The 26,435-nt window shown below is 73.2% G+C and carries 24 protein-coding genes; 6 read left to right on the top strand and 18 right to left on the bottom strand.

Translation table 11 applies throughout. From position 1 onward, the window contains the following. The first annotated feature begins 20 nt into the window (after positions 1–20). Entirely contained in the window at positions 21–404 is a 384-nt protein-coding gene (locus tag FHX71_RS01890) for a DUF3054 domain-containing protein (RefSeq protein ID WP_312876891.1), read from the top strand. A gap of 95 nt (positions 405–499) precedes the next feature. Here the strand turns inward: FHX71_RS01890 and rdgB are convergent, their stop codons facing one another. Together rdgB and rph are read right to left on the bottom strand one after the other, a co-directional pair. Further along, a complete protein-coding gene (gene rdgB / locus FHX71_RS01885) occupies positions 500–1,171 on the bottom strand; it encodes an RdgB/HAM1 family non-canonical purine NTP pyrophosphatase (protein WP_182614166.1) in 672 nt (223 codons plus the stop codon). Between the two features lie 41 nt (positions 1,172–1,212). Next, positions 1,213–1,965, bottom strand: coding sequence for a ribonuclease PH (gene rph, locus FHX71_RS01880; protein ID WP_220489423.1), 753 nt, complete (start codon positions 1,963–1,965; stop codon positions 1,213–1,215). Positions 1,966–2,169: 204 nt separating this feature from the next. On the opposite strand from rph, the gene murI reads away from it, so the two are divergent. After that, complete coding sequence (murI, locus tag FHX71_RS01875) at positions 2,170–2,973, top strand: glutamate racemase (RefSeq protein WP_182614165.1); 804 nt, start codon at positions 2,170–2,172, stop codon at positions 2,971–2,973. Beyond that, positions 2,973–3,800 (top strand): MBL fold metallo-hydrolase, encoded by an 828-nt coding sequence (locus FHX71_RS01870; protein WP_182614164.1) that lies wholly within the window; start codon positions 2,973–2,975, stop codon positions 3,798–3,800. The genes murI and FHX71_RS01870 overlap by 1 nt, the downstream gene beginning before the upstream one ends. A 69-nt stretch (positions 3,801–3,869) precedes the next feature. Here the strand turns inward: FHX71_RS01870 and FHX71_RS01865 are convergent, their stop codons facing one another. The 5 genes from FHX71_RS01865 to FHX71_RS01845 all read right to left on the bottom strand — a co-directional run bounded on the left by FHX71_RS01865 (position 3,870) and on the right by FHX71_RS01845 (position 8,686). Further along, a complete protein-coding gene (locus tag FHX71_RS01865) occupies positions 3,870–4,622 on the bottom strand; it encodes a DUF2017 family protein (protein WP_182614163.1) in 753 nt (250 codons plus the stop codon). Beyond that, complete coding sequence (gene clpS, locus FHX71_RS01860; RefSeq protein WP_182618408.1) at positions 4,619–4,927, bottom strand: ATP-dependent Clp protease adapter ClpS; 309 nt, start codon at positions 4,925–4,927, stop codon at positions 4,619–4,621. The genes FHX71_RS01865 and clpS overlap by 4 nt, the downstream gene beginning before the upstream one ends. Before the next feature lie 114 nt (positions 4,928–5,041). Next, positions 5,042–6,490 carry a nicotinate phosphoribosyltransferase gene (locus FHX71_RS01855; RefSeq protein WP_182614162.1) on the bottom strand — a complete coding sequence of 483 codons (1,449 nt, stop codon included), beginning with the start codon at positions 6,488–6,490 and terminating at the stop codon, positions 5,042–5,044. Between the two features lie 91 nt (positions 6,491–6,581). Further along, entirely contained in the window at positions 6,582–8,387 is a 1,806-nt protein-coding gene (locus tag FHX71_RS01850) for a DEAD/DEAH box helicase (protein WP_182614161.1), read from the bottom strand. Next, positions 8,384–8,686, bottom strand: coding sequence for a DUF3039 domain-containing protein (locus FHX71_RS01845; protein WP_182614160.1), 303 nt, complete (start codon positions 8,684–8,686; stop codon positions 8,384–8,386). The genes FHX71_RS01850 and FHX71_RS01845 overlap by 4 nt, the downstream gene beginning before the upstream one ends. Positions 8,687–8,812: 126 nt before the next feature. Here FHX71_RS01845 and FHX71_RS01840 point away from each other — a divergent pair, with 126 nt between their 5' ends. Beyond that, on the top strand, positions 8,813–10,219 hold the full coding sequence (locus tag FHX71_RS01840) for an AAA family ATPase (protein WP_182614159.1): 1,407 nt from the start codon (positions 8,813–8,815) through the stop codon (positions 10,217–10,219). A gap of 63 nt (positions 10,220–10,282) precedes the next feature. Here FHX71_RS01840 and nagB read toward each other — a convergent pair whose 3' ends face one another. The 6 genes from nagB to FHX71_RS01810 all read right to left on the bottom strand — a co-directional run bounded on the left by nagB (position 10,283) and on the right by FHX71_RS01810 (position 16,607). Beyond that, the gene (gene nagB / locus FHX71_RS01835) at positions 10,283–11,062 is read right to left on the bottom strand and encodes a glucosamine-6-phosphate deaminase (RefSeq protein ID WP_182614158.1); all 780 of its coding nucleotides are present in this window, start codon (positions 11,060–11,062) and stop codon (positions 10,283–10,285) included. After that, the gene (locus FHX71_RS01830) at positions 11,062–12,081 is read right to left on the bottom strand and encodes an ROK family protein (protein WP_182614157.1); all 1,020 of its coding nucleotides are present in this window, start codon (positions 12,079–12,081) and stop codon (positions 11,062–11,064) included. Before FHX71_RS01830 ends, nagB begins: the two co-directional genes overlap by 1 nt. A gap of 59 nt (positions 12,082–12,140) precedes the next feature. Next, positions 12,141–12,992 carry a carbohydrate ABC transporter permease gene (locus FHX71_RS01825; RefSeq protein ID WP_182614156.1) on the bottom strand — a complete coding sequence of 284 codons (852 nt, stop codon included), beginning with the start codon at positions 12,990–12,992 and terminating at the stop codon, positions 12,141–12,143. Continuing rightward, positions 12,989–13,936, bottom strand: coding sequence for a carbohydrate ABC transporter permease (locus tag FHX71_RS01820; protein WP_246402141.1), 948 nt, complete (start codon positions 13,934–13,936; stop codon positions 12,989–12,991). Before FHX71_RS01820 ends, FHX71_RS01825 begins: the two co-directional genes overlap by 4 nt. Before the next feature lie 133 nt (positions 13,937–14,069). Continuing rightward, complete coding sequence (locus FHX71_RS01815) at positions 14,070–15,362, bottom strand: extracellular solute-binding protein (RefSeq protein ID WP_182614155.1); 1,293 nt, start codon at positions 15,360–15,362, stop codon at positions 14,070–14,072. Between the two features lie 90 nt (positions 15,363–15,452). Then, the gene (locus FHX71_RS01810; RefSeq protein WP_182614154.1) at positions 15,453–16,607 is read right to left on the bottom strand and encodes an ROK family transcriptional regulator; all 1,155 of its coding nucleotides are present in this window, start codon (positions 16,605–16,607) and stop codon (positions 15,453–15,455) included. Positions 16,608–16,915: 308 nt separating this feature from the next. Between FHX71_RS01810 and FHX71_RS01805 the strand changes: the two genes are divergently transcribed. Then, on the top strand, positions 16,916–17,902 hold the full coding sequence (locus FHX71_RS01805) for a DUF4349 domain-containing protein (RefSeq protein ID WP_182614153.1): 987 nt from the start codon (positions 16,916–16,918) through the stop codon (positions 17,900–17,902). Positions 17,903–17,981: 79 nt separating this feature from the next. Here the strand turns inward: FHX71_RS01805 and FHX71_RS01800 are convergent, their stop codons facing one another. The 5 genes from FHX71_RS01800 to FHX71_RS01780 form a co-directional block, all read right to left on the bottom strand. Further along, positions 17,982–18,386 carry a RidA family protein gene (locus FHX71_RS01800; protein WP_182614152.1) on the bottom strand — a complete coding sequence of 135 codons (405 nt, stop codon included), beginning with the start codon at positions 18,384–18,386 and terminating at the stop codon, positions 17,982–17,984. 32 nt (positions 18,387–18,418) lie between these two features. After that, positions 18,419–19,666, bottom strand: a complete 1,248-nt coding sequence (locus tag FHX71_RS01795; protein ID WP_182614151.1) for an alanine racemase — start codon at positions 19,664–19,666, stop codon at positions 18,419–18,421. A 233-nt stretch (positions 19,667–19,899) separates the two neighbouring features. Next, the gene (locus FHX71_RS01790) at positions 19,900–21,534 is read right to left on the bottom strand and encodes an N-acyl-D-amino-acid deacylase family protein (protein ID WP_312876890.1); all 1,635 of its coding nucleotides are present in this window, start codon (positions 21,532–21,534) and stop codon (positions 19,900–19,902) included. Next, on the bottom strand, positions 21,531–23,516 hold the full coding sequence (locus tag FHX71_RS01785; RefSeq protein ID WP_182614150.1) for a beta-N-acetylhexosaminidase: 1,986 nt from the start codon (positions 23,514–23,516) through the stop codon (positions 21,531–21,533). The genes FHX71_RS01790 and FHX71_RS01785 overlap by 4 nt, the downstream gene beginning before the upstream one ends. A gap of 147 nt (positions 23,517–23,663) precedes the next feature. After that, complete coding sequence (locus FHX71_RS01780) at positions 23,664–25,544, bottom strand: propionyl-CoA synthetase (RefSeq protein WP_182614149.1); 1,881 nt, start codon at positions 25,542–25,544, stop codon at positions 23,664–23,666. A gap of 137 nt (positions 25,545–25,681) precedes the next feature. On the opposite strand from FHX71_RS01780, the gene FHX71_RS01775 reads away from it, so the two are divergent. Further along, on the top strand, positions 25,682–26,431 hold the full coding sequence (locus FHX71_RS01775) for an SRPBCC family protein (protein WP_220489418.1): 750 nt from the start codon (positions 25,682–25,684) through the stop codon (positions 26,429–26,431). Positions 26,432–26,435 lie beyond the last annotated feature (4 nt).

Here is a 26,435-nt window from a genome sequence, read left to right as displayed (position 1 = left end):
CGGGCGCCTAGGATGCGCTGGTGAGCACTTCTCGAACCCCGGTCTGGCCCGCGGCCGTGGCCGACGCCGTCGCCGTCCTCGTCTTCACGGTCGTCGGCATCACGTCGCACGACGGGTCGCTCGTCGCCGCCCTGGGCCGCGTGGTGTGGCCGTTCGCCCTGGCCGCCGCGATCGGCTGGGCCGTGGCCCGCGCGTGGCGCGACCCGTCGCGTGTCTGGCCCACCGGCGTGACCATCTGGGCCGTCACCGTGCTCGGCGGCCTGGCGCTGCGCGGCCTCTCGGGCGGCGGGCTGGCGTGGTCGTTCGCGCTGGTCACCGCCATCTTCCTGGCGATCACGATGCTCGGCTGGCGCGGCCTGGTGACGGGCATCCGCCGCGGCCAGGCCCGCGCCGCCGAGAGCTGACGCGCGCCTGGTCCGACCGAGACCATGCACCTGCTGCCAGACCGAGTCCAGTTCTGGCAGCAGATGCATGGTCGCCGCGCGCGAGCGAGCGCGGCTCAGCCCCGGAGCAGCTCGACCACCAGCGGGGCCAGCGCGCGGAACGCCTTGCCCCGGTGGGAGATCGCGTTCTTCTCGTCCGCGGACAGCTCCGCGGCGGTGCGGCGGGGTGTCTCGTCGGACACGACGTCCACGAACAGCGGGTCCTCGTCCGGGACCAGGATCGGGTCGTAGCCGAACCCGTTGATGCCGCGCGGCGCGGCGGCGAGCACGCCCCGCATCTCACCGAGCCGCACCTCCTCGCGCCCGTCGGGCGTGACCAGCGCGGCGGCGCACACGAACCCGGCCTGCCGGTGCTCGGGGCGCACGTCCCCGAGCTGGCCGAGCAGCAGCTCCAGGTTGGCGAGGTCGTCGCCGTGCTTGCCGGCCCAGCGGGCCGAGAAGATGCCGGGGGCGCCACCCAGGACGTCCACGGCCAGGCCCGAGTCGTCGGCGACGGCGGGCAGGCCGGTCGCGGCGCACACCGCGCGGGCCTTGATGAGCGCGTTCTCGGCGAACGTGACGCCGTCCTCGACCGGCTCCGGGGCGCCGACCTCGCCCGAGGTGACCAGGCCGCCGTCGGGCAGGTCCAGACCCGCCTCGGTGAGGATCGCGCGCAGCTCCGGGACCTTCTTGGCGTTGTGCGTGGCGAGGACGATTCGGGCGGCGGGCGGCACGGTCAGGGACGTCATGCCCCGATCATGCCAGCCGCCGCCCGTCGCGCCGCGCCCGCTCAGAGCTCCTGCGCGAGCGCTTCCTGCTGGATCTTGGTGAGCTCGGCCGTACCGCCCACCGCGAGGTCGAGCAGGGCGTCGAGCTCGGCGCGGTCGAACGGCGCGTGCTCCGCGGTGCCCTGCACCTCGATGAACTTGCCGCCGCCCGTGACCACCACGTTCATGTCGGTCTCGGCGCGCACGTCCTCGACGTAGGGCAGGTCGAGCATCGGGGTGCCGTCGATGATGCCGACCGAGACGGCGGCGACCGAGTCGGCGAGCACCTGCTTGCCGCCCTTGATGTGCCCGTGGCGGCGGCCCCACGCGATGGCGTCGGCGAGGGCCACGTAGGCGCCGGTGATCGCGGCGGTCCGGGTGCCGCCGTCGGCCTGGAGCACGTCGCAGTCCAGCACGATGGAGTTCTCGCCGAGCGCGCTCATGTCGACGACGGCGCGCAGCGAGCGACCGATCAGGCGCGAGATCTCGTGGGTGCGGCCGCCGATCTTGCCCTTCACGGACTCCCGCTGGCTGCGCTCGTTGGTGGCGCGCGGCAGCATCGCGTACTCGGCGGTGACCCAGCCCTCGCCCGAGCCCTTGCGCCAGCGCGGCACGCCCTCGGTGAACGACGCGACGCACAGCACGCGCGTGCGCCCGAACTCCACGAGCACCGAACCCTCGGCCTCGTCGAGCCATCCCCGGGTGATCTTCACGGGGCGGAGCTGGTCGGTGGCGCGCCCGTCGGCGCGCACGATCTGGTCGGTGCTGGAGGTCATGCGCCCAGCCTAGGCCGTACGTCTCCGCGCCCGACGGCGGCCCGACGACGGCCCGGGCCCGCCGCCCGTGGGGCCCGTCCCGGCCGGCCGTCTTTTCGCGCTCCGGAAAGCACGCCGCTGACCTGGCGGAACGTGTCACGCGTCACGCACAGCGCGTGGCGCTGGTAACGGTTCCGACACGATGTCGTCGCTAGGCTTCACCCCGTGAACGACGCGCCCATCGGGATCTTCGACTCCGGCCTCGGCGGCCTCACGGTCGCGCGCGCCATCCTGGACCAGCTCCCCAACGAGCAGGTCCGGTACCTCGGCGACACCGCGAACAGCCCCTACGGCCCCAAGCCGATCGCGGCGGTCCGGGCCATGGCCCTGGACGCCATGGACCGCCTCGTGGCGGACGGCGTGAAGATGCTGGTGATCGCGTGCAACACGGCGTCGTCGGCCATGATGCGCGACGCGCGCGAGCGGTACGAGCAGCGGCACGGCATCCCCGTGGTCGAGGTGATCCTGCCCGCGGCCCGGGCCGCGGTGACCGCCACCCGCACGGGCCGGATCGGCGTCATCGGCACGCGCACCACGGTGCGGTCGCGCGCGTACGACGACGCGTTCCACGTGACGCCCGGGCTGACGATCACGAGCCAGGCGTGCCCCGAGTTCGTGCGCTTCGTCGAGGAGGGCCGCACGTCGGGCCCGGAGGTGCAGAAGTTCGCGCACGAGTACCTCGACCCGGTCAAGGCGGCCGGCGTCGACACCCTCGTGCTGGGCTGCACGCACTACCCGCTGCTCGCGGGCGCCATCTCGTACGTCATGGGCGAGGAGGTCACGCTGGTCTCCAGCGCCGACGAGACCGCCAAGGACGTGTACCGCACCCTCGTGGCGCACGACCTGGAGCGCTCCCCCGACTCCGGCGCCCCGGTGCACAAGTTCCTGACCACCGGCGACCCGGCGCCGTTCGGGCAGCTCGCCAGCCGGTTCCTCGGCCCCGAGGTCTCCCTCGTGGAGGCCGTCTGATGCGCCTCATCCCCCTGGGGGTCGCCGGCTCGTTCCCCGGCCCCGCCACGCCCGCGTCGTCGTACCTGGTGCAGGTGACCGCCGCCGAGTCCGCGGCGTCGGGCCACGAGGAGCGCGACTGGAACGTGCTGCTCGACCTGGGCAACGGAGCCTTCGGGGCGCTGCAGCAGCACGTCGACCCCCACGCGCTCGACGCCGTGTCGATCTCGCACCTGCACCCTGACCACTGCGCCGACCTGGCGGGGCTGTACGTCTACCTGCGCTACCACCCCGAACACGGGTCGCTGCGCGCCGGGCGCCGGCACCAGCCCCTGCCGGTCTACGGGCCGTCCACCGCCGAGCGGCACGTCGCCGTGTCGTACGGGCTGAGCGACGGCGAGTCCATGGAGAACGACTTCGACTTCCGGTCCTGGGCCGACCACAAGCGGATCGAGGTCGGTCCGCTGACCATCGAGCCGCACCGGGTGTTCCACCCGGTCGAGACGTACGGCGTGCGGATCACGGGCCCGTCGTCGTCCGGCGGCACGACGACGCTCGCGTACACCGGTGACACCGACGCCTGCACCTCCGTGGTCGAGCTCGCGCGCGACGTCGACCTGCTGCTCAGCGAGGCCGCCTTCCTGGAGGGGCGCGACGACGTCGTCGAGCGCGGCATCCACCTCACCGGGCACCGCGCCGGTCAGGTGGCGACCGAGGCCGGCGCCCGGCGCCTGCTGCTCACGCACCTGCCGGTGTGGAACGACCCGGAGGACTCCCTGGCCGAGGCCCGCGGCTCGTACGCGGGCCCGGTAGAGATCGCGAAACCGGGAACGGTCTACGAGCTCTGACGTGTCAGACGTACAGGTCCCCCGGGGGACCTGTACGTCTGACACGTGGGTCGCGCGGGGTGGGGCGGGCTAGGCGAGCGGACGGCGCCCGCGGAGCTCCGCGAGCATCACGTCCATGAGCGTCTCCTGGGCGTAGCCCGCCGCGACGAACACCCCGGACCAGAACCGCCGGGCGGCGCGCCCGTCGGTCGCCACGGGGATCTCGCGGCCCGCCTGCCGGTCCCACATGATCTCGTCGGTGAGCTGCATGACCTGGTCGTCGGTCTTCAGCCCGAGCCGCTCCGCGATCACGAGCCGCACGTCCGTGAGGGCGCCCGCGAACTGCTCGGCGTCCTCGCGCGGCACCCGCACCGGGGGCGGCGCGCCGTGGCGGCCCACCGTCGACGGCGCGTCGTCGCCCGAGGGCAGGTCCAGCAGCGCGGCGAACGCCTCCAGCCGGTCCACCTTCGCCTGGGCGACGTCGTTCTGCGTGAGCCGGCGGAACTCGTCGGCGACGTCCGCGTCGTCCTTGCTCGCGTCCGGCAGGAGCCGCTGCGCCGCGGGGTCCGTCGGGATGCGCCCCACGCCGGTCACGCCGGTGAGCCGCGCGAGGTCGGCGTCGGTCAGCTCGTCCGGCGCGAGGAGGCCGTTGGCCCAGGCCTGTCCCTTGCCCGGGGCGTGGTGCGAGGAGGGACCCGGCTCGTCGCCGTCGGCGAACAGGTCCAGGCCCGCCTCCTCGCGGAGCATCGCGGAGACGTCGCGCGCCACCTTGGCCAGGACGACCCGCTCAACCGGTTCGAACCGAGCCTCGTAACCCCGCCGCATGGCGCGGAACGGCGTCATGCGACTCCCCGAGCGCCCGACTCCTGCAGCGTCGCCCACAGCCCGAACCCGTGCATCGCTTGCACATCCACCTCCATACGCTCGCGCCCGCCGCTGGACACGACGGCACGACCGTTCTTGTGCACCTGGGTCATGAGCTGCTCCGCCTTGGCGCGGGGGTACCCGAAGTAGCTCTCGAACACGTACGTCACGTATGACATCAGGTTCACCGGGTCGTTCCAGACGATGGTCACCCACGGGTCGGCGATCCCCGCGAAGATCGCCTCTTCGGTGTCCTCCTCGACGGCCGTCCCGGCTGACCCCAGGGGCGTGAGCAGCGGCAGCTGGGTGGAAGTCACAGGTCTCACTCTAGGCTGTTTCGTCCCCGGACTGGACACCCCTGTCCGAGATTCCCACGAAGTTGTCGCCTGGCTGTGACCTCAGTCGGGAAGGTCGTCCAGCCGCAGGTCGACGGTCGGGATCGCCGGGTCGCCCTTGGACAGCCGGCGGGCGCCCCGCGGCAGCTCGGCGCGCACCATACCGTGGTTGATCGCGGCGTTCGCGACCCCGTACGGGCCCACCCAGCGCGAGTCCACGGCGCCGTCGACCACCAGCGGCGCGAGCAGCGGGCGCAGGTCGTCGCTCTGCGGCGTCCACTCCGCCACGGCGGTGTCCGGGCCGGTCACCATGATCTCCTCGATGGCGTACCCGTCGCGGCCGTAGCGGCGCGCGGCGGCCTTGCGCCCGCCCACCGACGCCTTGTTCGCCGAGGCCTTGGCCACCGGCTGCAGCACGCCCGACGAGTCGGCGCGCGCCACGAGCTTGTAGACCATGCCGCAGGTGGGTGCGCCCGAGCCGGTCACGAGCGACGTGCCGACGCCGTAGACGTCCACCGGCGCGGCGGCCAGCGAAGCGATCGCGTACTCGTCGAGGTCGGAGGTGACCACGATCTTGGTGTCCCGCGCGCCGAGCGAGTCGAGCTGGCGACGCACCTCGCCCGCCAGTCCCCCGAGGTCGCCGGAGTCGAGCCGCACGGCACCGAGCCCGGTCCCCGCCACCTCGACGGCCGTGGCCACGCCCTGCTTCACGTCGTAGGTGTCGACAAGCAGCGTGGTGCCGGCGCCCAGCGAGGCGACCTGCGACGCGAACGCCTCCCGCTCGCTGTCGTGCAGCAGCGTGAACGCGTGCGCGGCGGTGCCGATGGTGTCCAGCCCGTAGCGCATGCCGGCCTCGAGGTTGGAGGTGCCGGCGAACCCGCCGATCACGGCGGCGCGGGCGGCCGCGACGGCCGCCTGCTCGCTCGCCCGGCGGGAGCCCATCTCCAGCACGGGCCGGTTGCCGGCCGCGCTCGTCATGCGCGACGCCGCCGACGCCACCGCCGAGTCGTAGTTCAGGATCGACAGGATCAGCGTCTCCAGCAGCACGGCCTCGGCGAACGAGCCCTCGACCTGCAGCACGGGCGAGCCGGGGAAGAACACCTCGCCCTCGACGTAGCCCTGGATGGTCCCGGTGAACCGGTAGTTGGCGAGGTAGTCCAGCGTCCTGCGGTCCACCACCGCGTTCTGCTCCAGGTACGCCAGCTCGGCGTCCTCGAAGACGAAGTGTGGCAGCGCTTCCAGGACACGGCCGGTGCCCGCCAGGACGCCGTAGCGCCGGCCCGCGGGCAGGCGTCGCGTGAACACCTCGAACACGCAGTGCCGGTGCGCGGTGCCGTCGGCCAGGGCCGCCTGGAGCATGGTCAGCTCGTAGCGGTCGGTCAGCAGCGCCACCGACGGCCGGACCGCCGGAAGGGGTGCTGCGGGGAGCGGCCGCGGTTCCCCGACGACGTTGTCGAGGGCAGGCCACGAGTCGGTGAGCGGAGCGCCGATGCTCCGAAGCTCGTCGGTCATGCACTCACGGTAGGCCAGAGAACTGGCCTGGGCCGGGCGAATCCGGCCAGGACGGCCTCTTGTCTCACCATGCGGATCTTCTCGCTCCCGTCTACTTCTGACCGACGAACCAGCGCCGGACCTGTGCCACGCGCGCCTCGAGCTGGTCGGCCGTCGCCAGGGGCACCTCGGGCCCGCCGCACTTGCGGCGCAGCTCGGTGTGCACCATGCCGTGCGGCTGCCCGCTGCGCTTGGCCCACGCGGAGACGAGCTTGGACAGCTCCTTGCGCAGCTCGGCCGCGCGCCGGTGCTCCTGCTCGGACCGCTCGTTCTGCACCTCACGCGCGGTGGGGGCGCCGCCGCGCGCCTTGAGGTGGTCGGCCTGACGCTGCCGCAGCAGCGTCGCCACCTGGTCCGGCTCCAGGAGCCCGGGCAGGCCGAGGAAGTCCTGCTCCTCCGCCGAGCCGAGGTCGGCGCTCGTGCCGAACTCGCCGCCGTCGAACAGGACGCGGTCGAACGAGGCCTGCGCCTCCAGCGCCTGGAAGGACCCGAGCAGCTCGCTCGACGCCTTCTCCTCCTTGTTCGCCTCGGCGACCAGCGCCGCCTCGGGGTCGTACTCGATGCCCTGCTCCTCGGCCGTGCGCGGCCGGTCGAGCGCGTGGTCGCGCTCCTGCTCCATCGAGTTGGCCAGGTTCAGCAGCGGCGCGACGCTCGGCAGGAAGATCGACGCCGTCTCGCCGCGCTTTCGGGCGCGCACGAACCGGCCGATCGCCTGGGCGAAGAACAGCGGCGTCGAGGCGCTGGTGGCGTACACGCCGACGGCGAGGCGCGGCACGTCCACGCCCTCCGACACCATGCGCACGGCCACCATCCAGCGGTCCTCGCCCTGCGCGTACTCCTCGATGCGCCCGGAGGCGCCCTCGTCGTCCGAGAGGACGACGATCGGACGCTTGCCGGTGATCTCCTGCAGGTGCGTGGCGTAGGCGCGCGCGTTGTCCTGGTCGGTCGCGATGACCAGACCGCCGGCGTCGGGCACCGTGCGGCGCACCTCGGTGAGGCGCTTGTCCGCGGCGGCGAGCACCGACGGGATCCACTGCCCCTCCGGGTCCAGCGCGGTACGCCACGCCTGCCCGGTCATGTCCTTGGTCATGGCCTCGCCGAGACGGGCGCTGACCTCGTCGCCCATCTTGGTGCGCCAGCGCATGTCGCCCGCGTACGACAGGAAGAGCACGGGGCGCACGACGTGGTCGCGCAGCGCCTCGCCGTAGCCGTACGTGTAGTCGGCCTTGGAGCGGCGGATGCCCTCGGCGTCGGCCTCGTACTGCACGAACGGGATCGCGGAGGTGTCGCTGCGGAACGGGGTGCCGGTGAGCGCCAGGCGGCGCTCGGCGCCCTCGAAGGCCTCGCGGACGGCGTCGCCCCAGCTCAGGGCGTCACCGCCGTGGTGCACCTCGTCGAGGATCACCAGGGTGCGGGCCGCCTCCGTGCGGGCGCGGTGCAGCGCCGGCTTGGCCGCGACCTGCGCGTACGTGAGCGCGACGCCATCGTAGTGCGAGCCGTGCCGGCCCTGCGAGTTCTTGAACTGCGGGTCGATGCGGATGCCGACGCGTGCGGCGGCGTCGGCCCACTGGGTCTTGAGGTGCTCGGTGGGCGCCACGACGGTGACCCGCCGGACGATGCCCTGCTCGAGCAGCTCGGTGGCGATGCGGAGCGCGAACGTCGTCTTGCCCGCGCCCGGGGTGGCGACGGCCAGGAAGTCCCGCGGGTTCGACACGCGGTACTGCTCCAGGGCCTCCGCCTGCCAGGCGCGCAGACTCGACGCCGTGCCCCAGGGGGCGCGGCGTGGAAAGGCAGGGCTGAGCGACGAAGCGGCCGCAGACGACGGTGTGTGGGGCAGCTGCTGCGGCTGGCTCGTCACTTGGTGGAGTCGCCCTCGCCGCCGTCCTGCGGGTCACGGAGACCGTCGTAGATCTCCTTGCACCGGGGACACACCGGGAACTTGCCCGGGTCGCGTCCAGGGACCCAGACCTTGCCGCAGAGCGCGATCACGGGCTTGCCGCTCATGGCGGACTGCATGATCTTCTCCTTGCGCACATAGTGCGCAAAACGCTCGTGGTCTCCCGGTTCCGTCTCCTCCCGGGTCTCCTCGCGCTCGAGGACGCTCGTGCCGCCCTGCGTACTGGGCTCGTCCTGCGGGCTGGAGAGTGGTTCGGTCATGCGGACAAGTCTACGCGGGACCACCGACAGCCATGCCGTCGGCACGCCCTCGGGACCTCCGCCCCGGGCACCTCTTGCGCGGAAATCCTTGCGGTCGTGTCGGTGACCACGGATATAACTGTGCGCATGTCACGTCCCCGCCCTGAGAGGAGCCTCACCCTGCCCGACGACGGCGCCGCCTCCGCGACCGACCTCGCCGAGACCCTGACCACCGCCGCCCTGTCCGACATCCCCCGCGGCGCGCCCGAACCCGTCTGGCCCGACTTCGGCGACCACGACGAGGCCGCCCGGCGCGCGGTCGCCGCCGTCGCCGCGATGCTAGGCCGCCCCGTCCCGGACCGCCCCAAGGAACCCCGCTCGTCCGCCGAGTGGCTCGCCCGCCGCTGGGAGGCCGACGAGAGCACGCTCGTCAACGTCTCGCGCGACATGTCGCGCACCCTGCAGCGGCTGCACGCCTACGCGCTCCAGCGCTGGGTGGACCGCCACCCCGACGACGTCGCCGTGTTCGGCCCCGGCGGCGCCCCGCAGCGCGCGGCGCTGGACCTCGGCAACGGCACCTCCGTGAGCGTGCCGTCGGTCGCCACCGTGCTCTTCCCCGCCGGGTCCGCCTACGACACGGCCGTGGCCGTCGAGGTGGCCTACCGCTACGGCCAGCCCACGATCACGGCGTTCACCCCGCCGGGCGGGCTGGCGCTCGCCGAGCGGGTGCTGGCCGACCTGGCCCGCACGCTGGAGGAGGACCACCCGTACCGCGGCGGCGTGCTGTCGGCCAGGTCCGGGAACGGCACCGTCGACCTGATGCCCGTGAAGCACACGGTCCAGGTGCGCGGCGACGTCGTGCTGCCCGCCGAGCTGTGGCGCGAGGTGGACCTGTTCTGCTCCAGCGTGACCACGCGCCGCGACGCGCTGCGGGCCCTGGGCCACACGACGTCGCGCGGCCTGCTGCTGGCCGGCAAGCCGGGCGTCGGCAAGACCAAGCTCACCCGGGTCATCGCCACGGAGCTCGCCGGGCCGCTCACGGTCGTGCTGGTCACCGCCGAGGTGCTGCGCACCTGGATGACCGAGCTGTACGAGGAGATCCGCGGGCTCGGCCCGTGCCTCGTCGTGCTGGAGGAGATCGACTCGGTGGCGTCCAAGGGGTCGCGCGGCGACACCTCGTTCGCCGAGTTCCTCGACGCCCTGGACGGGACGCGCAGCTCGGACGACGTGCTGACGGTCGGCACCACCAACGACCCGGACTCGCTGGACCCGGCCGTGAAGCGGCCCGGCCGCTTCGACACCATCATCGAGGTGCCGCCGCCGGACCAGACAGGGCGCACGGAGATCCTCCGCCTGTTCCTGCCGCCGGACGCCCCGGTCGACGTGGACCTGGTCGCGTCGTACCTGGACGGCGCCACGGGCGCGGACCTGCGCGAGGTGGCCCGCCGCTCGATCCTGGAGCACGGCCCCGACGGTCTGACGACCGGCCGGGTCGCCGACGTGGCGACGTCGGGCCGGTGGAAGCCCGCCCCGGTCGCGGGTAACTATCTCTGACGGGCCCTCTGACGTGTCAGACGCTCAGGTCACCCGAGGGACCTGAGCGTCTGACACGTGGCTCTACAGGCCCTGCCAGGCGGGCTTGTCGGCGTAGGTCTGCCGGTAGTAGTCGCCGAGCTGCAGGCGGGAGGCCGCGGCGTCGTCGACCAGCACGGTGGCGTGCGGGTGCAGCTGCATGATCGTGGCGGGCCACATCGCCGAGACCGGGCCCTCCACGAGCTGGTGCACCGCCTCGGCCTTGGCCCGTCCGGTCGCCAGCAGCACCAGGTGCCGGGCCGACATGATCGTGGCGAGGCCCTGCGTGAGGCAGTGCCGCGGGACCTGCTCGACCGACCCGCCGAAGAACCGCGCGTTGTCCTCGCGCGTCTGCTTCGTGAGCGTCTTGATCCGGGTGCGCGAGGCGAGCGAGGAGCCCGGCTCGTTGAACGCGATGTGGCCGTCCGTGCCGATCCCCAGGATCTGCAGGTCCACGCCCCCGGCGTCCGCGATGGCCTGCTCGTACGCGGCGCACGCCGCGGGCAGGTCCTCGGCCAGGCCGTCCGGGCCCTGGACCGCGCCGGGCGCGAGGTCCACGCGTGACGCGATCTCCTTCTCGATCACGTTGCGGTACCGCTCCGGGTGGTCCGCGCTCAGGCCGACGTACTCGTCGAGCATGAACGCCCTGGCGCGGGCGAAGGAGAGCCCGTCCTTGTGCCGGCGGGCCAGCTCGTCGTACACGGCCAGGGGCGAGGACCCCGTGGCCAGCCCGAGCACCGTCTCCGGGTCGGCCCGCAGCAGGCCCTCCACGGCGTCCGCCGCCAGCCTCGCCAGCTCGTCCGCCGGCGCGATCACGACCTCCATCAGCTCCTCCTCCCCAGCACCGCGGCGCCCACGGCCGCGACGGGAACGTGCGTCGGCGCCAGCCTGACCCGTTCCGCCAGCTTGAGCGACCCGAGGAACGACGACACCTTGGCCTGCTCGCGCAGCGCGTCCTGCACGGCGTCCAGCAGCTCGGTGCCGAGCAGCGCGACGCCGCCGCCCAGCACGACGTGCCGTACGTCGGCGGTCAGGACCAGCAGCCGCACGGCGGACGCCGTCGCGGCCGCGAACCGGTCCTTGACCGCGATGGCCTCCTCGTCGCCGGCGCGCGCCGCCTCGAACAGCTCCACCGGAGCCGGCTTGCCGTGCCGCGACGGCCACGCCGCCTCCAGCGCCTTGCCCGATGCGTACCGCTCCAGGCAGCCGCGCTGCCCGCACGGGCACTCCGGCCCCAGCGGGTCCACCGGGATGTGCCCGATCTCGCCGGCCGCGCCGCTCGCGCCGCGGCGCAGCTTGCCGTCCAGCACCAGGCCGGACGCGAGGCCCGTACCCAGCGCGAGGAACGCGAGGTCCTCGTGCTCGGCGGACCCGCCGGCCCCGCCCTGCCCGTCGGCCGTGCTCCCCGACCGCTCCAGCACGTGCGCCGCGCCGACGGCGGCCACGTTGAGGTCGTTCTCCACCACCACCGCGACACCGCCGAGCTCCGCGGAGAGCAGCTCGGCGAGCGGCAGCTCGTCGTCGTGCACCCCGAGGTTGACCGCGTGCTTCACGGTGCCGGACACGTGGTCGACGATGCCGGGGATGCCAAGCCCGACGCCGACCACGGCCGCGAGCTCCACCCCGCCGGACTCGACGACGTCGCGCACCGCCCGCGCGGCGCCGTCGACCAGACCGTCGGCGCCGTGCACCGTGGACCGGCGCACCGTGGCGACCACCTCACCCGCCGGGTCGAGGAGCGCACCGAGGATCTTGGTGCCGCCGATGTCGAGGCCGACCGTGTACCCGGGAGCGCGCCCGGTCCCCGACCGGGCGCCTCCCTGCCGCTTGCCGACCTTTCCCATCCCGACCTTTCGCTTGCTCGACCTGCCGAAGGACCACCTGGCCTGCTTTGTACCGCCCATCAGCCCTTCACCGCGCCGGAGACCAGCCCGCCGGTCATCCGGCCCTGCACGATGAGGAAGAAGATCACCGCGGGGATCGCGATGAGCACCGACGCCGCCATGACCGCGCCCCAGTTCGTGGCCTGCGTGGCCTGCACGAACGTGCGCAGCCACAGCGGCAGGGTCATCGCCTCGGGCCGCTGCATGATCACCAGCGCCGTGACGAACTCGTTCCACGCCTGGATAAAGGCGAACACGCCGGTGGCCACCAGGCCGGGTGCGAGCAGCGGGAACGTGACCCGCCAGAACGCGCCGGCACGGGAGCACCCGTCGATCATCGCCGCCTCCTCCAGCTCCTTGGGTACACCGTTGACGAATCCGCGCAGCGTCCAGATGGTGAACGGCAGCACTCCCGCCGCGTACACGAGCGTCAGGCCGATGATCGTGTTGAGGAGCTGCCAGCCGTCGATGATCCGGAACATCGAGATGATCATCGCCTCTCCGGGGATCATCTGGACGACGAGGATCAGCACGATGAAGGTGCGACGGCCCTTGAACTGGAACCGGGTCAGGGCGAGCGCGGCCACGAACCCGACGACCAGGACGATCACCAGGGTCAGGAACGTGACCCCGATCGAGTTCGCCACGGCGGGCGCGAACGGCGCCCGCGGGCTGAAGATCGCCGCCCGGTAGTTGTCCAGCGTGAACACGTCCGGCGTCGGGAAGAACGCGAGGTTCTCGCCGCGGATGCGGTTGTTCGGCAGGAACGAGGTGCTGACCATCCAGTACACGGGGAAGGCCGAGAGCACGAAGACGAACACGGCGATCACGCCGAACCCGGTGTCGGCGAAACGCTTGCGGATCTTGATCACAGCTCTTCCTCCCGCAGCGTGCGCCGCACATAGGGGTAGGCGATGGCCAGCATGACGAACACGAAGATGACGCCGATCGCGCTCGCCAGGCCGTAGTGCCCCTGGGCCATACCCATCTGGTAGATGTAGACGCCGATGGTGCTGGTCAGCTCCCGGTCGCCGCCGATGTCCTGCAGCACGAAGACCTGCGTGAAGAGCTTCAGGTCCCAGATCATCGACAGCACGACGAGCACCGTGACGATGCTGCGCACGTACGGCAGCTGGATGAGCCGGAAGCGCTGGAACGCGCTGGCGCCGTCGAGCTGCGCGGCCTCGATGACCTCTTCGGGGATCTGCGTGAGGCCCGCGTAGAGCGTGAACGCGACGAACGGCACGGCGCCCCACACGACGATGCACGTCACGATCACGAAGAAGGACAGCGGGTCGAGCAGCCAGGAGTAGCCGAACCACCGGTCCCCGGTGATCTTGGTGAGCAGGTTGTTGACCACGCCGTACTGCGTGTCGAAGAGCCAGCCCCAGACGGTGGTCGCGGCCAGCGACGGCATTGCCCAGGCCAGCAGCAGGCCGACCGAGACCAGGAGCCGCAGGCCCTTGCCGACCCGCATCATGAGCAGGGCCACGAGCATGCCGAGCACGATCGTGACGACCACCAGGACGACCATCAGCACGAAGCTGCGGGCCAGCACGGTCCAGAAGCCGTCGACGTCGGTCAGGATCGTCGCGTAGTTGTCGAACCCGACCCACTCGGCGGGCTGGCCCATCAGCTGGGCCCGCTCGTACTCCTGGAACGACATCACGACCAGGCGGACGAGGGGGAAGCCCGTCAGCACGCCGAGGAGGACCATCGCGGCCGACAGCAGGAGCCAGGGCAGGTACGGGGGCCGGCGCTTGCGCCGGATCTCTTGGCGCGGTGGCGCCGGTGCGTCGAGAAGTGTGGAGCTCATGTCCTGTCTTCCTCTGAGGCGGCCGACAGCCGCTCCACTGGAAGAGCAGCCGCGGGCATCAGGCGGGCAGTGGTGTCCCGTCCCGCCCGGGCCGTGTGGGCGCCGGGCGGGACGGGAGGTCGTGCTGACCAGGTCAGCTGTTGAGGATCTCCTCGATGTCCGCGTCGAGCTTCTCCGCGACCGTCTTCACGTCGTCGCCGGCGGCGATCCGGGAGAAGGCGGTCTGCAGCAGCGTCTTGGACTCGACGTCGGCCCACTTCGGGGAGGCCGGCGTGAGCTTCGCGTTGGCGGCGGCCTCAGCGGCGGCCTTGCCGATCGACGTCGACTGGTCGACCTGCTCGAAGAGCGAGGTCTTGGCCGGGAACAGGCCGATCCCGGCGAGGATCGACTGGTACTCGTCGCTGAGCAGGATCTCGTAGGCGCTCATCGCGAGGTCGGGGCGGGCCGACTTCTGCGCGATGGCGATGTTCGAGCCACCGGCGAACACCTGGGCGGCGCCGCCGTCCTTGCCCGGCAGGGCGAGGCCCTCGAGGTCCGAGCCGTACGTCTTCTCGCAGCCCGGCACACCCTCCGGCTCAGCGGGCTTCTCGGGAGCCTTGATGGACCACTGGATCCAGCTCGGCGCCGAGAGGAAGGCGACCTTGCCCTCGCAGAACGGCACCTGCAGGTCGGTCTCCTGCGCGTCGGACGGGGCGTTGTTGCCCTTGGTCATGATGGTCTGGATCTGCTCCAGGCCGGCGAGGCCACCCTCGGAGGAGAAGCCGGCGTCCCACGTGCCGTCCTCGGCCTGCTCGGCGACGTAGCCGCCGTTCTCCCAGATGAAGGGCAGGGCGTTGTACCAGTCCTGGCCGGGCCAGTAGACGCCGGACAGGTCGTCGGTCTTCAGGTCGACGGCGGTGTCGACGTACTCGTCGAGCGTCGTGGGCGCGGCGGTGTCGCCCAGGACCTGCTTCGAGTAGAAGACCACGCGCGAGCCCGAGTAGTACGGCAGCGCGTAGTGCTTGCCCTCCCAGTCGCCGGCCTCGACGAAGCCGGGGAGCAGGTCGGAGCCGCCCAGCGTCTCGAACTCCTCGCCGGTGATCTCGCGGAAGTAGCCGGCCGAGGTGAACGCGGCGGCCTGGGTGTTGCCGATCTCGACCACGTCGGGGGCGTCCGAGCCGGACAGCGCCGTCGTGTACTTGTCGACCAGGCCGTCCCAGGCCTGCTCCTCGATCGTGAGCGTGCTGCCCGGGTTCTCCTCCTCGAAGGTCTTCTTGAGGTAGTCGCGCGCCTCGGGCGGCGTGTCGGTGCCGACGAGCCAGACCCGGACCTCGCCGGGGCCGGTCTCCTCGGCGGTCGCGGCGCCGCCGGCGTTACCGCAGGCGCTGAGCGCGAGCGTCAGGGTGATCGCCGACGCCGCAGCGCCGACGAGACGGTTCTTGTTCACGTGTGGGTTCCTCCCGGGATACGACCAGGTGTCGCGGTACATAGGGAAAGCTCGATGGGATGCCCTCCGCCCACACGTGCGCACTGATGCTCACGAGACCCCCAGCTGGGCGGAAAGCACGAGGACGGCGGCACCCGCCAGCACCACGTCCTCGTCGAGTGCGGCCATCCGCAGCTGCAGGCCGGTGTTGATGGCCGGCATGGTCCGCTGTCGGATGGTGTCCAGCGCAGCCTCGCGCAGGGGGCCGTCGAGCAGGTCGCGTGGACCGCTCAGCAGCACCTCCGTGAGGTTGAGCGCGCTGACGACCGGGGCGAGGGTCACACCCAGCACCCGGCCGGCCGACGCCAGAGCGGCGTCGGAATCTTCTGGGCTCTTGCCCTCGACGGCGCTGCGCAGCGCCGGCACGGACAGGACCGTCTCGAGGCAGCCGCGGCGCCCGCAGGCGCACACGTTGCCGTCGTCGACCACGGTGACGTGGCCGATCTCGCCCGCGGCGTCGCGCTGGCCGTGCACCCGCACGCCGTCGACCACCACGCCCGCGCCGACACCGGCGCCCACGGTGACCACCAGCATGCTGCCGGTCGCCCCGCCGTAGGTGAACTCGCCGAGCGCCGCCGTGTTGGCGTCGTTCGCGACGTGCACGGGGAGGCCGAGCCGCTCGGCCAGGACCTCGGCGAGCGGTACGTCGTACCAGCCGCGGTTCGGCGCCTCGACGACGCGCCCGTCCAGGTCGATGATGCCGGGCGAGCCGACGCCGACGCCGATCACGGGGTGGCCGGCCGCCGCGACGAGGCGGCGGACGAACCGCGTGAGCAGGTCGACGAGCTCGTCGCCGGTGCGCCCGTCGATGTCGAGCTGCCGGCGCACCATGATCTCGCCGGTGAGGCTGAGCACGGCGCCGCGCATGTGGCCGTGCTCGGTGAGGTCCACCGCCACGATCTGGTAGGCGTCCGTCCGCAGTCCGACCAGGATCGCGGGCTTGCCCACGCGCTGGCCGGGCCGCGTGCCGAGCTCCTCGACCAGACCCTCGGTGATGAGCACCGAGACCAGGTCGGAGATGGTCACGCGGGTGAGCGAGGTGGCTCGTGCGAGGTCGGCCCGGGAGGTGGGCCCCTCGTGGAAGAGGTGCTGCAGCACCAGGGACCGGTTGTGCGCCCTGGCGTGCTCGGGAAGCACCTTGGACGTCGCGCGCAGACGTGCGCCGAGCCCTCGCCCGGTGCCGTTGCGTTCTGTCGCCGTCGCCATGTTTGTTAGTAGACCTCCTTAACAGAGTGCCTGTCCATTGCCGGGTGTGACCCGTAACAAGACTGTTACTTGGGTCACTTCACCCCCGGCGGCGGACTTCACCCTGTACGGCTGTGCGGATTACTTCATCTGCCTGACGAATCCGAGCCTGCCCCAACTGGGCGAGAGGAGCACGGCGTGACCGGAACGTGATCAAGAACCACGCATAAGCGGTGAAAAATCGGGTCACCGGGGCCACAAGTTCACAAAGGGATCACAGTTCTCAGGTGAGGCGGCTTCCGGCACTTCCGGACTCCTACGCTCGTCGCATGATGCGCAACCGGTCTGCCCAGGGGGACGCGGGCCCGCCCGCGCGCCGACTCGTCCACGCACTCCTGGCAACGGTCGTCGGCGGCACGCTCGCCGTCACGCTCGCGGCCTGCTCCGGCGGAGGAGCCGGGGACTCCTCCGGCTCGGAGTCCGGCGCCGACGGCGGCGCGGCGCGCAGCGAGATGGCCGCGCCCGACGCCGTGGAGGGCGCGGCCGACGCCGCCACGGGGGCGATCGGCGTCGCCGAGGCCCGCGAGGAAGCGGTGGACCGCGAGCTCATCACCACGGGTGACGCGACCCTCGTGGTGGACGACCCGTTCGACTCCGCGGAGCAGATCGCCGGCCTCGTGGAGGAGGTCGGCGGCCGGGTCGAGGCACGCGACGAGCGGGCCGAGACCGACGACGAGCTGGGCAGCGCCTCGATGACGCTCCGCATCCCCGCCGACCGGGTCTCGGCCACGCTGGACGCGCTCGACGAGCTCGGCGAGGTGCGCGACCGGCACATCGAGACGGTGGACGTCACCGGCACCGCGCAGGACCTCGACGCCCGGATCGAGGCGCTCCGCACCTCGACCGACCGGCTGCGCGAGCTCATGGCCGACGCCGACCGCACCGCCGACCTCATCGAGATCGAGGCCGAGCTCGCCACCCGGCAGGCCGAGCTGGACTCCCGGGTCTCCGAGCGGAGCCGGCTCTCGGACGAGGTGGCGATGTCCACCCTGCACGTCGAGATCCTCGCGGAGGGCACGCCGGCGGCTCAGGCCAAGCCCGGCGGGTTCGTCGGGGGCCTGACGGCGGGGTGGAGCGCGCTGGTGAGCACGTTCAACGTGGTGGTGCTGGTCCTCGGCGCGATCATCCCGTGGCTCGCGCTGGGCGGCCTGGTGCTGCTGGTGGTGGTGGGCGTCCGCCGTCAGGTCGCCAAGACCCGCTCCGGCTCCGGCCCGACGCCGCCCGCCGTCGACCCGGAGCCGGCCCCGGCGGAGTAGCTCTTCCCGCCCCTGGCACGACCACGGCCCTGACTCGCCGCCTCCCGGGCGGTGAGTCAGGGCCGTGGTGCGTGTCAGGTCAGTCGGTGATCGCGAGCGCGTCGATCTCCACGAGCATCTCCTCGCGGGGCAGCCCCGTGAAGACGGTGGTGCGGCTCGGCAGCACGCCACCCGGGCAGTGCTTGGTCACGAACTCGCCGTAGGCCTCGTTCATGATCGGGAAGTCCTCGCGCTTGGTGAGGTAGACCCGGAGCATCACGACGTCGTCGAACGTCGCGCCGCCGGCCTCGACGATCGCCCGGACGTTCTCGAGCGTGCGGGTGGTCTGCGCGGCGACGTCGCCCTGGAACACGTACTCGTTCGTCGCCGGGTCCATGGGGCCCTGGCCCGAGACCTGCACGAACGGCCCCTTGCGCACGCCCTGGTGGAAGGTGTGCGCGGGCGCCGGGGCGTCCGGGGTCGAGATGGCGGTCTTCGCGGTCATCTGGTTCTCCTTGCGGGTATCTCGGTGGTGGGTCAGAAGCTCAGGGTGACCTGCTCGGCGACCTCGTCGCCGCGGGTCACCAGAGCGGTGCGGTACTTGTCGAGCGTGGTGCACGGGTGCGAGATGCCGAACCCGACCACGTCGCCGGGGCGGAGCGGGCCGTCGGCCGTGCCGTCCGCGTCGGCATCGAGCGAGAGGTAGGCGTGCTGGTCGTTGAGGGCGGTCACGACGACGCCAGCCAGCTCGCGGGCCTCGCCCAGGCGGCCGTCGGCGTCGGCCCGGCGCACGACGAGCGGCGTCGGCAGGTCGATGTCGAACGACACGTCGCGGCGGCCCATGCCGCAGATGACGAGGCCGGGCTCCGGCGCGGACAGCACGGACGCCCAGACCGTGATCGCGGGGCGCAGGGGCTCGGCGCCCAGGCGGGTCCACGGGTCGGTGCGCAGGTAGTGGCCGTGGTCGTGGGTCACGTAGGCGCCGGAGCGCAGCACGACGCGGGCCGGGAGGGTCGCGGCACCGGCCGCGTCGCCGCCCGCGGCGTCGTCCGCGGGAACGGGGAGCGGCTCGCCCAGGCGCCGCGTGACGACGTCGGCGAACGCGCTGCCTCCGGCGCTCAGCACCACGGGCCCGTCGACGAGGCCCGCGACCCGCGCCCCCACCTCCCGCAGGCCGTCGCACCACCGGCCGACGGCGGCCAGCTCCTCGGCGCTGGTGCCGCCCGCGACGGGCCCCTCGTAGCCGGCCACGCCGACCAGGCGGAGCCCGGCGTCGTGCACGCGGCCCGCGAGCGCCACGGCGTCGGCCACGGTGCGCACACCGGTGCGGCCGCCGGGGACGCCGAGCTCGACGAGCACGCCGAGCCGCGCGGCGGCCTCCGGGGCGGCGCCGGCGAAGCCGTCGGCGAGCAGCTCGACGCCGTGGTCGGAGTCGACGTAGACCCAGACCTCGTCGGCGGTGCCGTCGGTCAGGGCGGTGCGCAGCCAGGCGATCTCGCGGGGGTCGACGAGCTCGTTCGCGAGGAAAGCGCGGCGCCCGGCGCCGGGGAGGCCCCAGCCGAGCGCCGTCCGGAGCTGGGCGGGGGTCGCGACGGTGGCGCCCCAGGCGCCCGCGGCGACCTGGCGCTCCCAGATCTGGCGGGACATGTGCGTCTTGACGTGCGGTGCGTGGTCCACGCCCGCGGCGGCGAAGGCGCCCGCCACGGTGGCGATGTTGTGGTCGAGGGCGGGCTCGTCGAGCGTCAGCAGGGGCCAGGAGAACGAGGGGTCGTCGATGCGCAGCACGACCCCATCCTGCCGTGCGGGCCGAGGTGCCGACGACCTGGTCCGCCGTCGGGACGGGCCGCCGCTCCCGTTCGAACCGGCCGCTGCTCCCCTGTGGGCCGGATGCTTCTCTCCTTCGAGACCTAAGTTTCTTCGCTTTCCGGAGCCGGAAAGCGAAGAAACTTAGGTCTCGAAGGAGATGGGGGTCACCCGCCTTGGGCGTCGCGCACGGGGCGGGGCCCAGCGAGCCGAGGTCACGGGGCCGGGCGGAGGCCGCGGCCCGGCGTCTCGCCCGTGAGGGCGCCGGCCGCCAGGACCGGGACACCCGCGACCAGCACGTCCTCGATGCCCGACGCCGGGGTGCGGGGCTGCTCGTACGTTGCCTCGTCGCGGACGCGGCCCGGGTCGACGAGCACGAGGTCCGCGACGGCTCCGGGCACCAGCTCCCCGCGCCCGGTCAGGCCGAACCGGCGGGCGGCCCGCGCGGAGAGGTGCTGGGCGGCGTCCCACCAGGTCCACGAGCCGCGGCGCACGTGCTCGTCGAGGAACCGCGCGAAGGCTCCCCAGCCGCGCGGGTGCGGGCGTCCGCCCCAGTAGATCGCGTCGGACCCGGCGAGGTGGCCCTCGTACCCGGCGAGCGCGCGCACCGACTCGGCCGAGTTGGTGGGCGGCTGCGCGAACACGCAGCTCGCGCGCAGCGCGGTGGTCGTCAGGATCTCGACCACGGTGTCGGGGGCCGGGCGCCCGAGCCGGGCGGCGACGTCGGGCAGGGTCATGCCCTCGGCCCACTCCATGCCGGGCACGGAGGCGAAGGTGATGCGGGGCCAGAGGTCCGTCAGGCCGGCGAAGTGGTCGCTCAGGCGGCCCGCCAGTGCGGGGTCTCGGAGGGCGGCGACGGTCGCGGCGGCGTCGGCGAGCGGGAGCCACGTGGGCAGCGCGACCATCGAGAGGATGGAGCATCCGCGCAGGTAGGGGTAGGAGTCGTAGGTCAGGTCGAGCCCCTCGGCACGCGCCGCTCCGACACGTTCCAGCAGGTCGTGCGCGGGTCCGTGCAGGTGCGAGACGTGCGTGGCGACGCCGGACGCGCGGGCGATCCGCACGAGCTCCGCCAGCCCCTCGGCGCCCCGGTCCTCGTACCCGCGCATGTGGCTCACGTGCGGCAGCCCGCGCGCCGCGACCACCTTGGCGAGGGCGACCAGCTCGCGCTCGTCGGCGTACGCGGCCGGCACGTACTCCAGCCCGGTCGAGAGGCCGCAGGCGCCGTCGTCCAGGGCCTGCTCCAGCAGGCGCACCATGGCCGCGATCTCCTCGTCCGACGCCGCGCGCTGCGCCGCCCCGAGCACCCCGTACCGCAGGGTGCCGTGCGGCGCGAGGTACGCCACGTTGAGCGGGACGGTGCGGTGGTACGTCGTCAGCAGGTCGCCCACGGAGCCACCTGCGAAGACGGGATGGTCGCCGTCGATCGCGGCGAAGTACGTGCTCGCCCAGTCGTAGGTCGCACGGTCGGACGGCGCGAAGGACACGCCGTCCTGCCCGGTCACGACCGTGGTGATGCCCTGGCGGAGCATCGCGAGCTGCACGTCCGGGTCGAAGACGGCGGCCTCGGCGTGGGTGTGCGCGTCCACGAACCCGGGCAGGGCGACCCGGCCGTGGGCGTCGAGGGTCGGCGTGCCCGGGTCGCCGGGTCGCCCGGTGTCCGGCAGCCCGACGGCGTCCTGGCCGGTTCCGCCGTCACCCGTGCCGGTGCCGTCTCGCCCACCGCCGGGCCGGGTGCCCGCCCGGGTGATCGCGGCGATCCTGCCGCGCGCGACGTGGAGGTCGAGCGGCTCGGACAGGGACCCGTCGGGCTGCGGCAGCCGGGCGCCGCGCACCAGGATGGTGCCGGTCACGCGTCCCCCTCCGGGGTCCGCTCACCTTCCAGGACCTGCGCGTCCTCCGAGGTCCGGGTGTCCTTCGAGGCCCGCTCGGTCTCCGGCGTCCGCTCCCCCGCCGAGGTACCCGCGCTCGCCGGCGTCCGCTCCCCCGCCGAATCCTCTTCCGGCGCGGGCTCCGGCAGGTTCTCGACGCCGCCGTCCTCCCGCCAGCCGCCGAGCCCCGCCCAGCCGCCGACGGCGGTCTCTGCCGCCAGGTCCCGCGGGTAGCCCTGGACGCCGGGTCGCGTCTGCCAGGGGTGCGGGCCGGCGAGCGGCCGGTACTCCACGCCGTACGCGTCGAGCCGCGGGAGGTGACGCCGCTCCAGACGCTCCAGGAACTCCTTCGACGCCGCCGACCCGGGCTCCCGTTCGCCCCGCGGCGACCAGGCGACCTCGGCGAACGCGGCCAGCCGCGGGAACGCCGCGTAGTCGACACGCCGGGCGCTGTCCAGGTGCTCGGTCCACACCTGGGCCTGCGCGCCGAGCAGCCGCCCCTGCTTTCGTTGAGTGCTGGATATCTGCCCCTCCGAGGCCTGCTCACCCAGCGAAAAGCCCGCACTCAACGAGGGTGGGAGAGGATCGAACGAGTAGACGTCCTCGACCGTGCGCAGGAAGCCGACCGGGATCGGCTCCGCCGGGTGCTCGCCGGCCCGGTGGTCCAGGTAGAGCACCTGCTCGGGCGCCATGACGACGTCGTACCCGGCCGCGAGCGCGGCAGCACCCTGGGCGTACCCGCGCCAGGACGTGACGATGACGTCGCGCGGCAGCATCGGCGAGACCGCCTCGTCCCAGACGACGGCGCGGCGGCCCGCGGCGGACACGTGCTCGGCGAGGCGGGCGACGAACCAGCCGTGGAGCTGCGCGACGTCGACGGCGCCCGCCGCGTCGAAGAGGCCCAGCGACCGGGCGCGCTCCACGATGGCCGGCGACTCGCGCCAGAGGGTGGGCGGCACCTCGTCGCCGCCGAGGCCGATCCACGGCGCGTCGAAGATCTCCAGGACCTCGTCCAGCACGTGCCGGAAGAACGCGAGCGACCCCTCGGACGGGTCCAGCACGTCCTGGCTGATGCCCCAGGTGGTGCGCACCCCGCTGCGGTCCTTGCGTGTGCCGAGCTCCGGGTAGGCGGCGACGGCGGCCTCGACGTGGCCGGGCACGTCGATCTCGGGCACCACGGTGATCCCGCGGTCGCGGGCGTAGGCGACGATCTCGCGCAGGTCGTCCTGCGTGTAGAAGCCGCCGTGGGGGCGGCCGTCGCGCGAACCCGTGCGCCAGGTGCCGACGGTGGACTCGCGGCGCCACGCGCCGGTGCGCGTCAGCTCGGGGTAGCGGTGCACCTGCACGCGCCAGCCCTGGTCGTCCGTGAGGTGGAGCTGCAGCACGTTCAGCCGGTGGGCGGCGGCCAGGTCGACGAACCGCAGCACGTCCGCCTTGGGCAGGAAGTGGCGGGCGACGTCGAGCAGCACCCCGCGCCAGGCGAACCGCGGGTGGTCCTCGATACGGACCACCGGCAGGGCGGGCAGCGTGCTCGCGCCCCGGTAGTCCGCGGGCGCCCGGCGGTACGCGGACGGTCCGGCGAGCTGCCGCAGGGTCTGCGTCGCGGCGTGGGCCCCGGCGAGGTCTGCGGCCTCCACACGTACGACGGCGCCCGACGGCGCACCGTCCACCTCGATCCGGTAGCCCTCGGCGGGCAGGTCGGGTGCGAGCGCGAGGACGACGTCGGCGGGCCGCCCGGCGGAACCGTCGCCGGCGCCCTCATCCGCGCCGACGTCGGAAGGGCCGGTCACCGGCACCAGGTCGATCCCGAAGGCCTCCTCCGTGACCCGCCGCCACCAGCGAGCGGCCGGCCGCAGGGCCGGGTCGGCCAGGACCCGCGCGCCGTCCCGGAGCAGCGCCGAACCGCCCAGCACCTGCGTCGACGCAGGCAGGGGAACAAGGCCAGGATCTCCGGGCGAGTGCACGCCGCACACCCTAGCGCGGCGCCTCCCTTCCAACGCGGCGGCCCGCGTCGAACGTAGAGCCAGTCGCTCTCTGAGCGTTCATGCGGCGACCAACCCTACGTTCGGCAGCTTCGGCAGAGCGTCAGCACCAGCACCCGCGGCACAGCGTCACTCCCGGCGAAGCACCGGCTCCAGCGCCGTCAGCACCGCCGGGTCCTCGATCGTGGACGGCACCACGGGGTGCTCGCCGTCGGCGAGCTGGCGCATGGTGCGCCGCAGGATCTTGCCCGAGCGCGTCTTGGGCAGCCCGGCGACGATCTCGACGTCCTTGAACGCGGCGACGGGACCGATCTGGTCGCGCACCGCGGCGACGAGCTCGGCCGCGACACCCTCGGGGTCCACCCCGGCCTTGAGCACCACGAGCCCGCGCGGCACCTGGCCCTTGAGCGGGTCGGCGGCCCCGATGACGGCGCACTCGGCCACGGCGGGATGCCCCGCCAGGACCCCCTCGATCGCCCCGGTCGAGAGCCGGTGCCCGGCCACGTTGATGACGTCGTCGGTGCGGCCCATCACGTAGACGTAGCCGTCGTCGTCCACGTAGCCGCCGTCGCCGGACAGGTAGTAGCCGTCGAAGGCCGCGAGGTAGGAGGAGACGTATCGCTCGTCGTCGCGCCACAGCGTCTGCAGGGTCCCGGGTGGCAGCGGCAGGCGGATCGCGAGGCTCCCCTCCTGGTTCGGTCCCGCGACCGAGCCGTCCGGCAGCAGCACCTGCACGTCGAACCCCGGCACGGGGACCGACGGCGACCCGGGCCGGGTGGGCATCGGGTCGAGCCCGCGCAGGTTCGCGACGACGGCCCACCCCGTCTCGGTCTGCCACCAGTGGTCGATCACGGGCACCCCGAGGATGCGGCCGGCCCACTCGTAGGTGCCGGGGTCGAGCCGCTCCCCCGCGAGGAACAGGTGCCGCAGGGAGGTGGTGTCGTGGGCGGCCACGAGGATGCCCTCGGGGTCCTCCTTCTTGATGGCGCGGATCGCGGTCGGCGCCGTGAACAGGCCCTCGACCTGGTGGTCGGCGACCACGCGCCAGAACGCGCCGGCGTCGGGCGTGCCGACCGGCTTGCCCTCGTAGAGCACGGTGGTCGCGCCCGCGATCAGCGGCCCGTAGACGATGTAGGAGTGGCCGACGACCCAGCCGACGTCGGACGCGGTCCACCAGACCTGGCCGGCCTCGATGTCGTAGATGTTCCGCATGGACCAGGCCAGAGCGACGGCGTGCCCGCCGTTGTCGCGCAGGATGCCCTTGGGCTTCCCCGTGGTGCCCGAGGTGTAGAGGATGTAGAGCGGGTCGGTGGCCGCGACCTCCGCGCACGGCGCGGGGTTGGTCCGCCCGGCGTGCATCGCGGTCGCCCAGTCGATGTCGCGCCCCTCCACGAGCGTCGCCTCGGCCTGCGGCCGCTGGAGCACCACGCACGACGACGGCGCATGGTCGGCCAGCTCCAGCGCCCGGTCCAGCAGCGGCTTGTACTCCACGATCCGGCCGGGCTCGATGCCGCAGGACGCCGACACCACGACCTTGGGCCGCGCGTCGTCGATCCGGACGGCCAGCTCGTTGGCGGCGAACCCGCCGAACACCACGGAGTGCACCGCGCCCAGCCGGGCGCAGGCCAGCATCGCGATGACCGCCTCGGGCACCATGGGCAGGTAGATCACCACGCGGTCCCCCGGCTCGACGCCGAGGTCGCGCAGGGCGCCGGCGAACGCCGCGACGTCCTGCAGCAGGGTGGCGTAGGTGATGGTCGCCGTGGTGCCGGAGACGGGGCTGTCGTAGATCAGCGCGGCCTGGTCGCCGCGGCCCGCGATGACGTGCCGGTCCAGGGCGTTGTAGCAGGTGTTGAGCCTGCCGTCGGGGAACCAGCGGTAGAAGGGCGCGTGCTCGGCGTCGAGCACGCGGGTGGGCTTGCGGAACCACGAGACCAGCGCCGCCTGCTCGCCCCAGAACCCTTCCGGGTCGGTGAGGCTGCGCCGGTAGACGTCCGCGTAGTCGGCCATGTGGTGCCCTTCCGCTCCAGTTCACGGACCCCGGTGTCCGCGCCGCTGCCAGTGTGCCACCGGTCAGGGACGAATGCCGATGACGCCGGGACGTTCGACCCTGGGGACCCGGCGGCCGCCCGTGGTGTGGTCGGTGCATGGAGCACGACCGCCTCACCGGCGAGGCGCCCGACGGCGGCCACCGGACCGGCCGCGGCCCGCCGCACCGGCGGACCTTGGCCGCGGCGGCCGTGGCGACGGCGGCGGTCGCGGCCACCGTCGCGAGCCGGTCCCGGCTCCGGAACTGGGGCGCGACACCGGAGGAGATAGGCAGCAGGCTGCCGGGCGACGAGCTGCTCGCCGCCGACTCCGCGTCCACCCGAGCGATCACCATCGGTGCCCCGTGCGCCGAAGTCTGGCCGTGGCTGGTGCAGATCGGCCAGGACCGCGGCGGCTGGTACAGCTACGACTGGCTCGAGAACCTGTTCGGCCTGGGCATCCACAGCGCCGACGAGCTGCACGGCGAGTGGCAGTACCTGGCGGTGGGCGACGTCGTCCGGGCCACCCCGCCCGGGGCGATGGGCCTGCCCGAGGGGTACGCGTTCCGCGTCGCCGTCGTCGAACCGCCCCACGCCCTGGTGCTGCGTCAGCGACCGCCCGAGCACCCCTGGAACGCCACCTGGGCGTTCGTGCTCGCCGACGACGAACCCGACCGCTGCCGGCTGCTGGTCCGCAGCCGGTCGGTGCGGTCCCCCGGCCTGGCGGGCCGCCTGAGTGCGCTGGCCGGAGAGCTGATGGACCCCGTCGCGCTGCTCATGACCCGGCGGATGCTGCTCGGCATCCGCGACCGCAGCGAGCGGGCGCACGCGGTGGGGCTGCCGTCGTCGGTCACCCGGAGGAGATCCTGAGCCG

The organism is Promicromonospora sukumoe (genome assembly GCF_014137995.1).
Classification (GTDB): Bacteria; Actinomycetota; Actinomycetes; order Actinomycetales; family Cellulomonadaceae; genus Promicromonospora; species Promicromonospora sukumoe.
The sequence above is the reverse complement of the archived record's forward strand: the minus strand, read 5'-3'. Positions and strand labels throughout refer to the sequence as shown.

Bases quoted from the DNA above. Each gene is read 5' to 3' on its own strand.
- FHX71_RS01830 (WP_182614157.1), bottom strand. From the start codon at position 12,081: ATGGGAAAGGTCGGCAAGCGGCAGGGAGGCGCCCGGTCGGGGACCGGG.
- FHX71_RS01845 (WP_182614160.1), bottom strand. From the start codon at position 8,686: ATGACCGAACCACTCTCCAGCCCGCAGGACGAGCCCAGTACGCAGGGC.
- FHX71_RS01840 (WP_182614159.1), top strand. From the start codon at position 8,813: ATGTCACGTCCCCGCCCTGAGAGGAGCCTCACCCTGCCCGACGACGGC.
- rph (WP_220489423.1), bottom strand. From the start codon at position 1,965: ATGACCTCCAGCACCGACCAGATCGTGCGCGCCGACGGGCGCGCCACC.
- rdgB (WP_182614166.1), bottom strand. From the start codon at position 1,171: ATGACGTCCCTGACCGTGCCGCCCGCCGCCCGAATCGTCCTCGCCACG.
- FHX71_RS01805 (WP_182614153.1), top strand. From the start codon at position 16,916: ATGATGCGCAACCGGTCTGCCCAGGGGGACGCGGGCCCGCCCGCGCGC.
- FHX71_RS01780 (WP_182614149.1), bottom strand. From the start codon at position 25,544: ATGGCCGACTACGCGGACGTCTACCGGCGCAGCCTCACCGACCCGGAA.
- FHX71_RS01775 (WP_220489418.1), top strand. From the start codon at position 25,682: ATGGAGCACGACCGCCTCACCGGCGAGGCGCCCGACGGCGGCCACCGG.
- nagB (WP_182614158.1), bottom strand. From the start codon at position 11,062: ATGGAGGTCGTGATCGCGCCGGCGGACGAGCTGGCGAGGCTGGCGGCG.
- FHX71_RS01810 (WP_182614154.1), bottom strand. From the start codon at position 16,607: ATGGCGACGGCGACAGAACGCAACGGCACCGGGCGAGGGCTCGGCGCA.
- FHX71_RS01870 (WP_182614164.1), top strand. From the start codon at position 2,973: ATGCGCCTCATCCCCCTGGGGGTCGCCGGCTCGTTCCCCGGCCCCGCC.
- FHX71_RS01800 (WP_182614152.1), bottom strand. From the start codon at position 18,386: ATGACCGCGAAGACCGCCATCTCGACCCCGGACGCCCCGGCGCCCGCG.
- FHX71_RS01855 (WP_182614162.1), bottom strand. From the start codon at position 6,490: ATGACCGACGAGCTTCGGAGCATCGGCGCTCCGCTCACCGACTCGTGG.
- FHX71_RS01820 (WP_246402141.1), bottom strand. From the start codon at position 13,936: ATGAGCTCCACACTTCTCGACGCACCGGCGCCACCGCGCCAAGAGATC.
- FHX71_RS01865 (WP_182614163.1), bottom strand. From the start codon at position 4,622: ATGACGCCGTTCCGCGCCATGCGGCGGGGTTACGAGGCTCGGTTCGAA.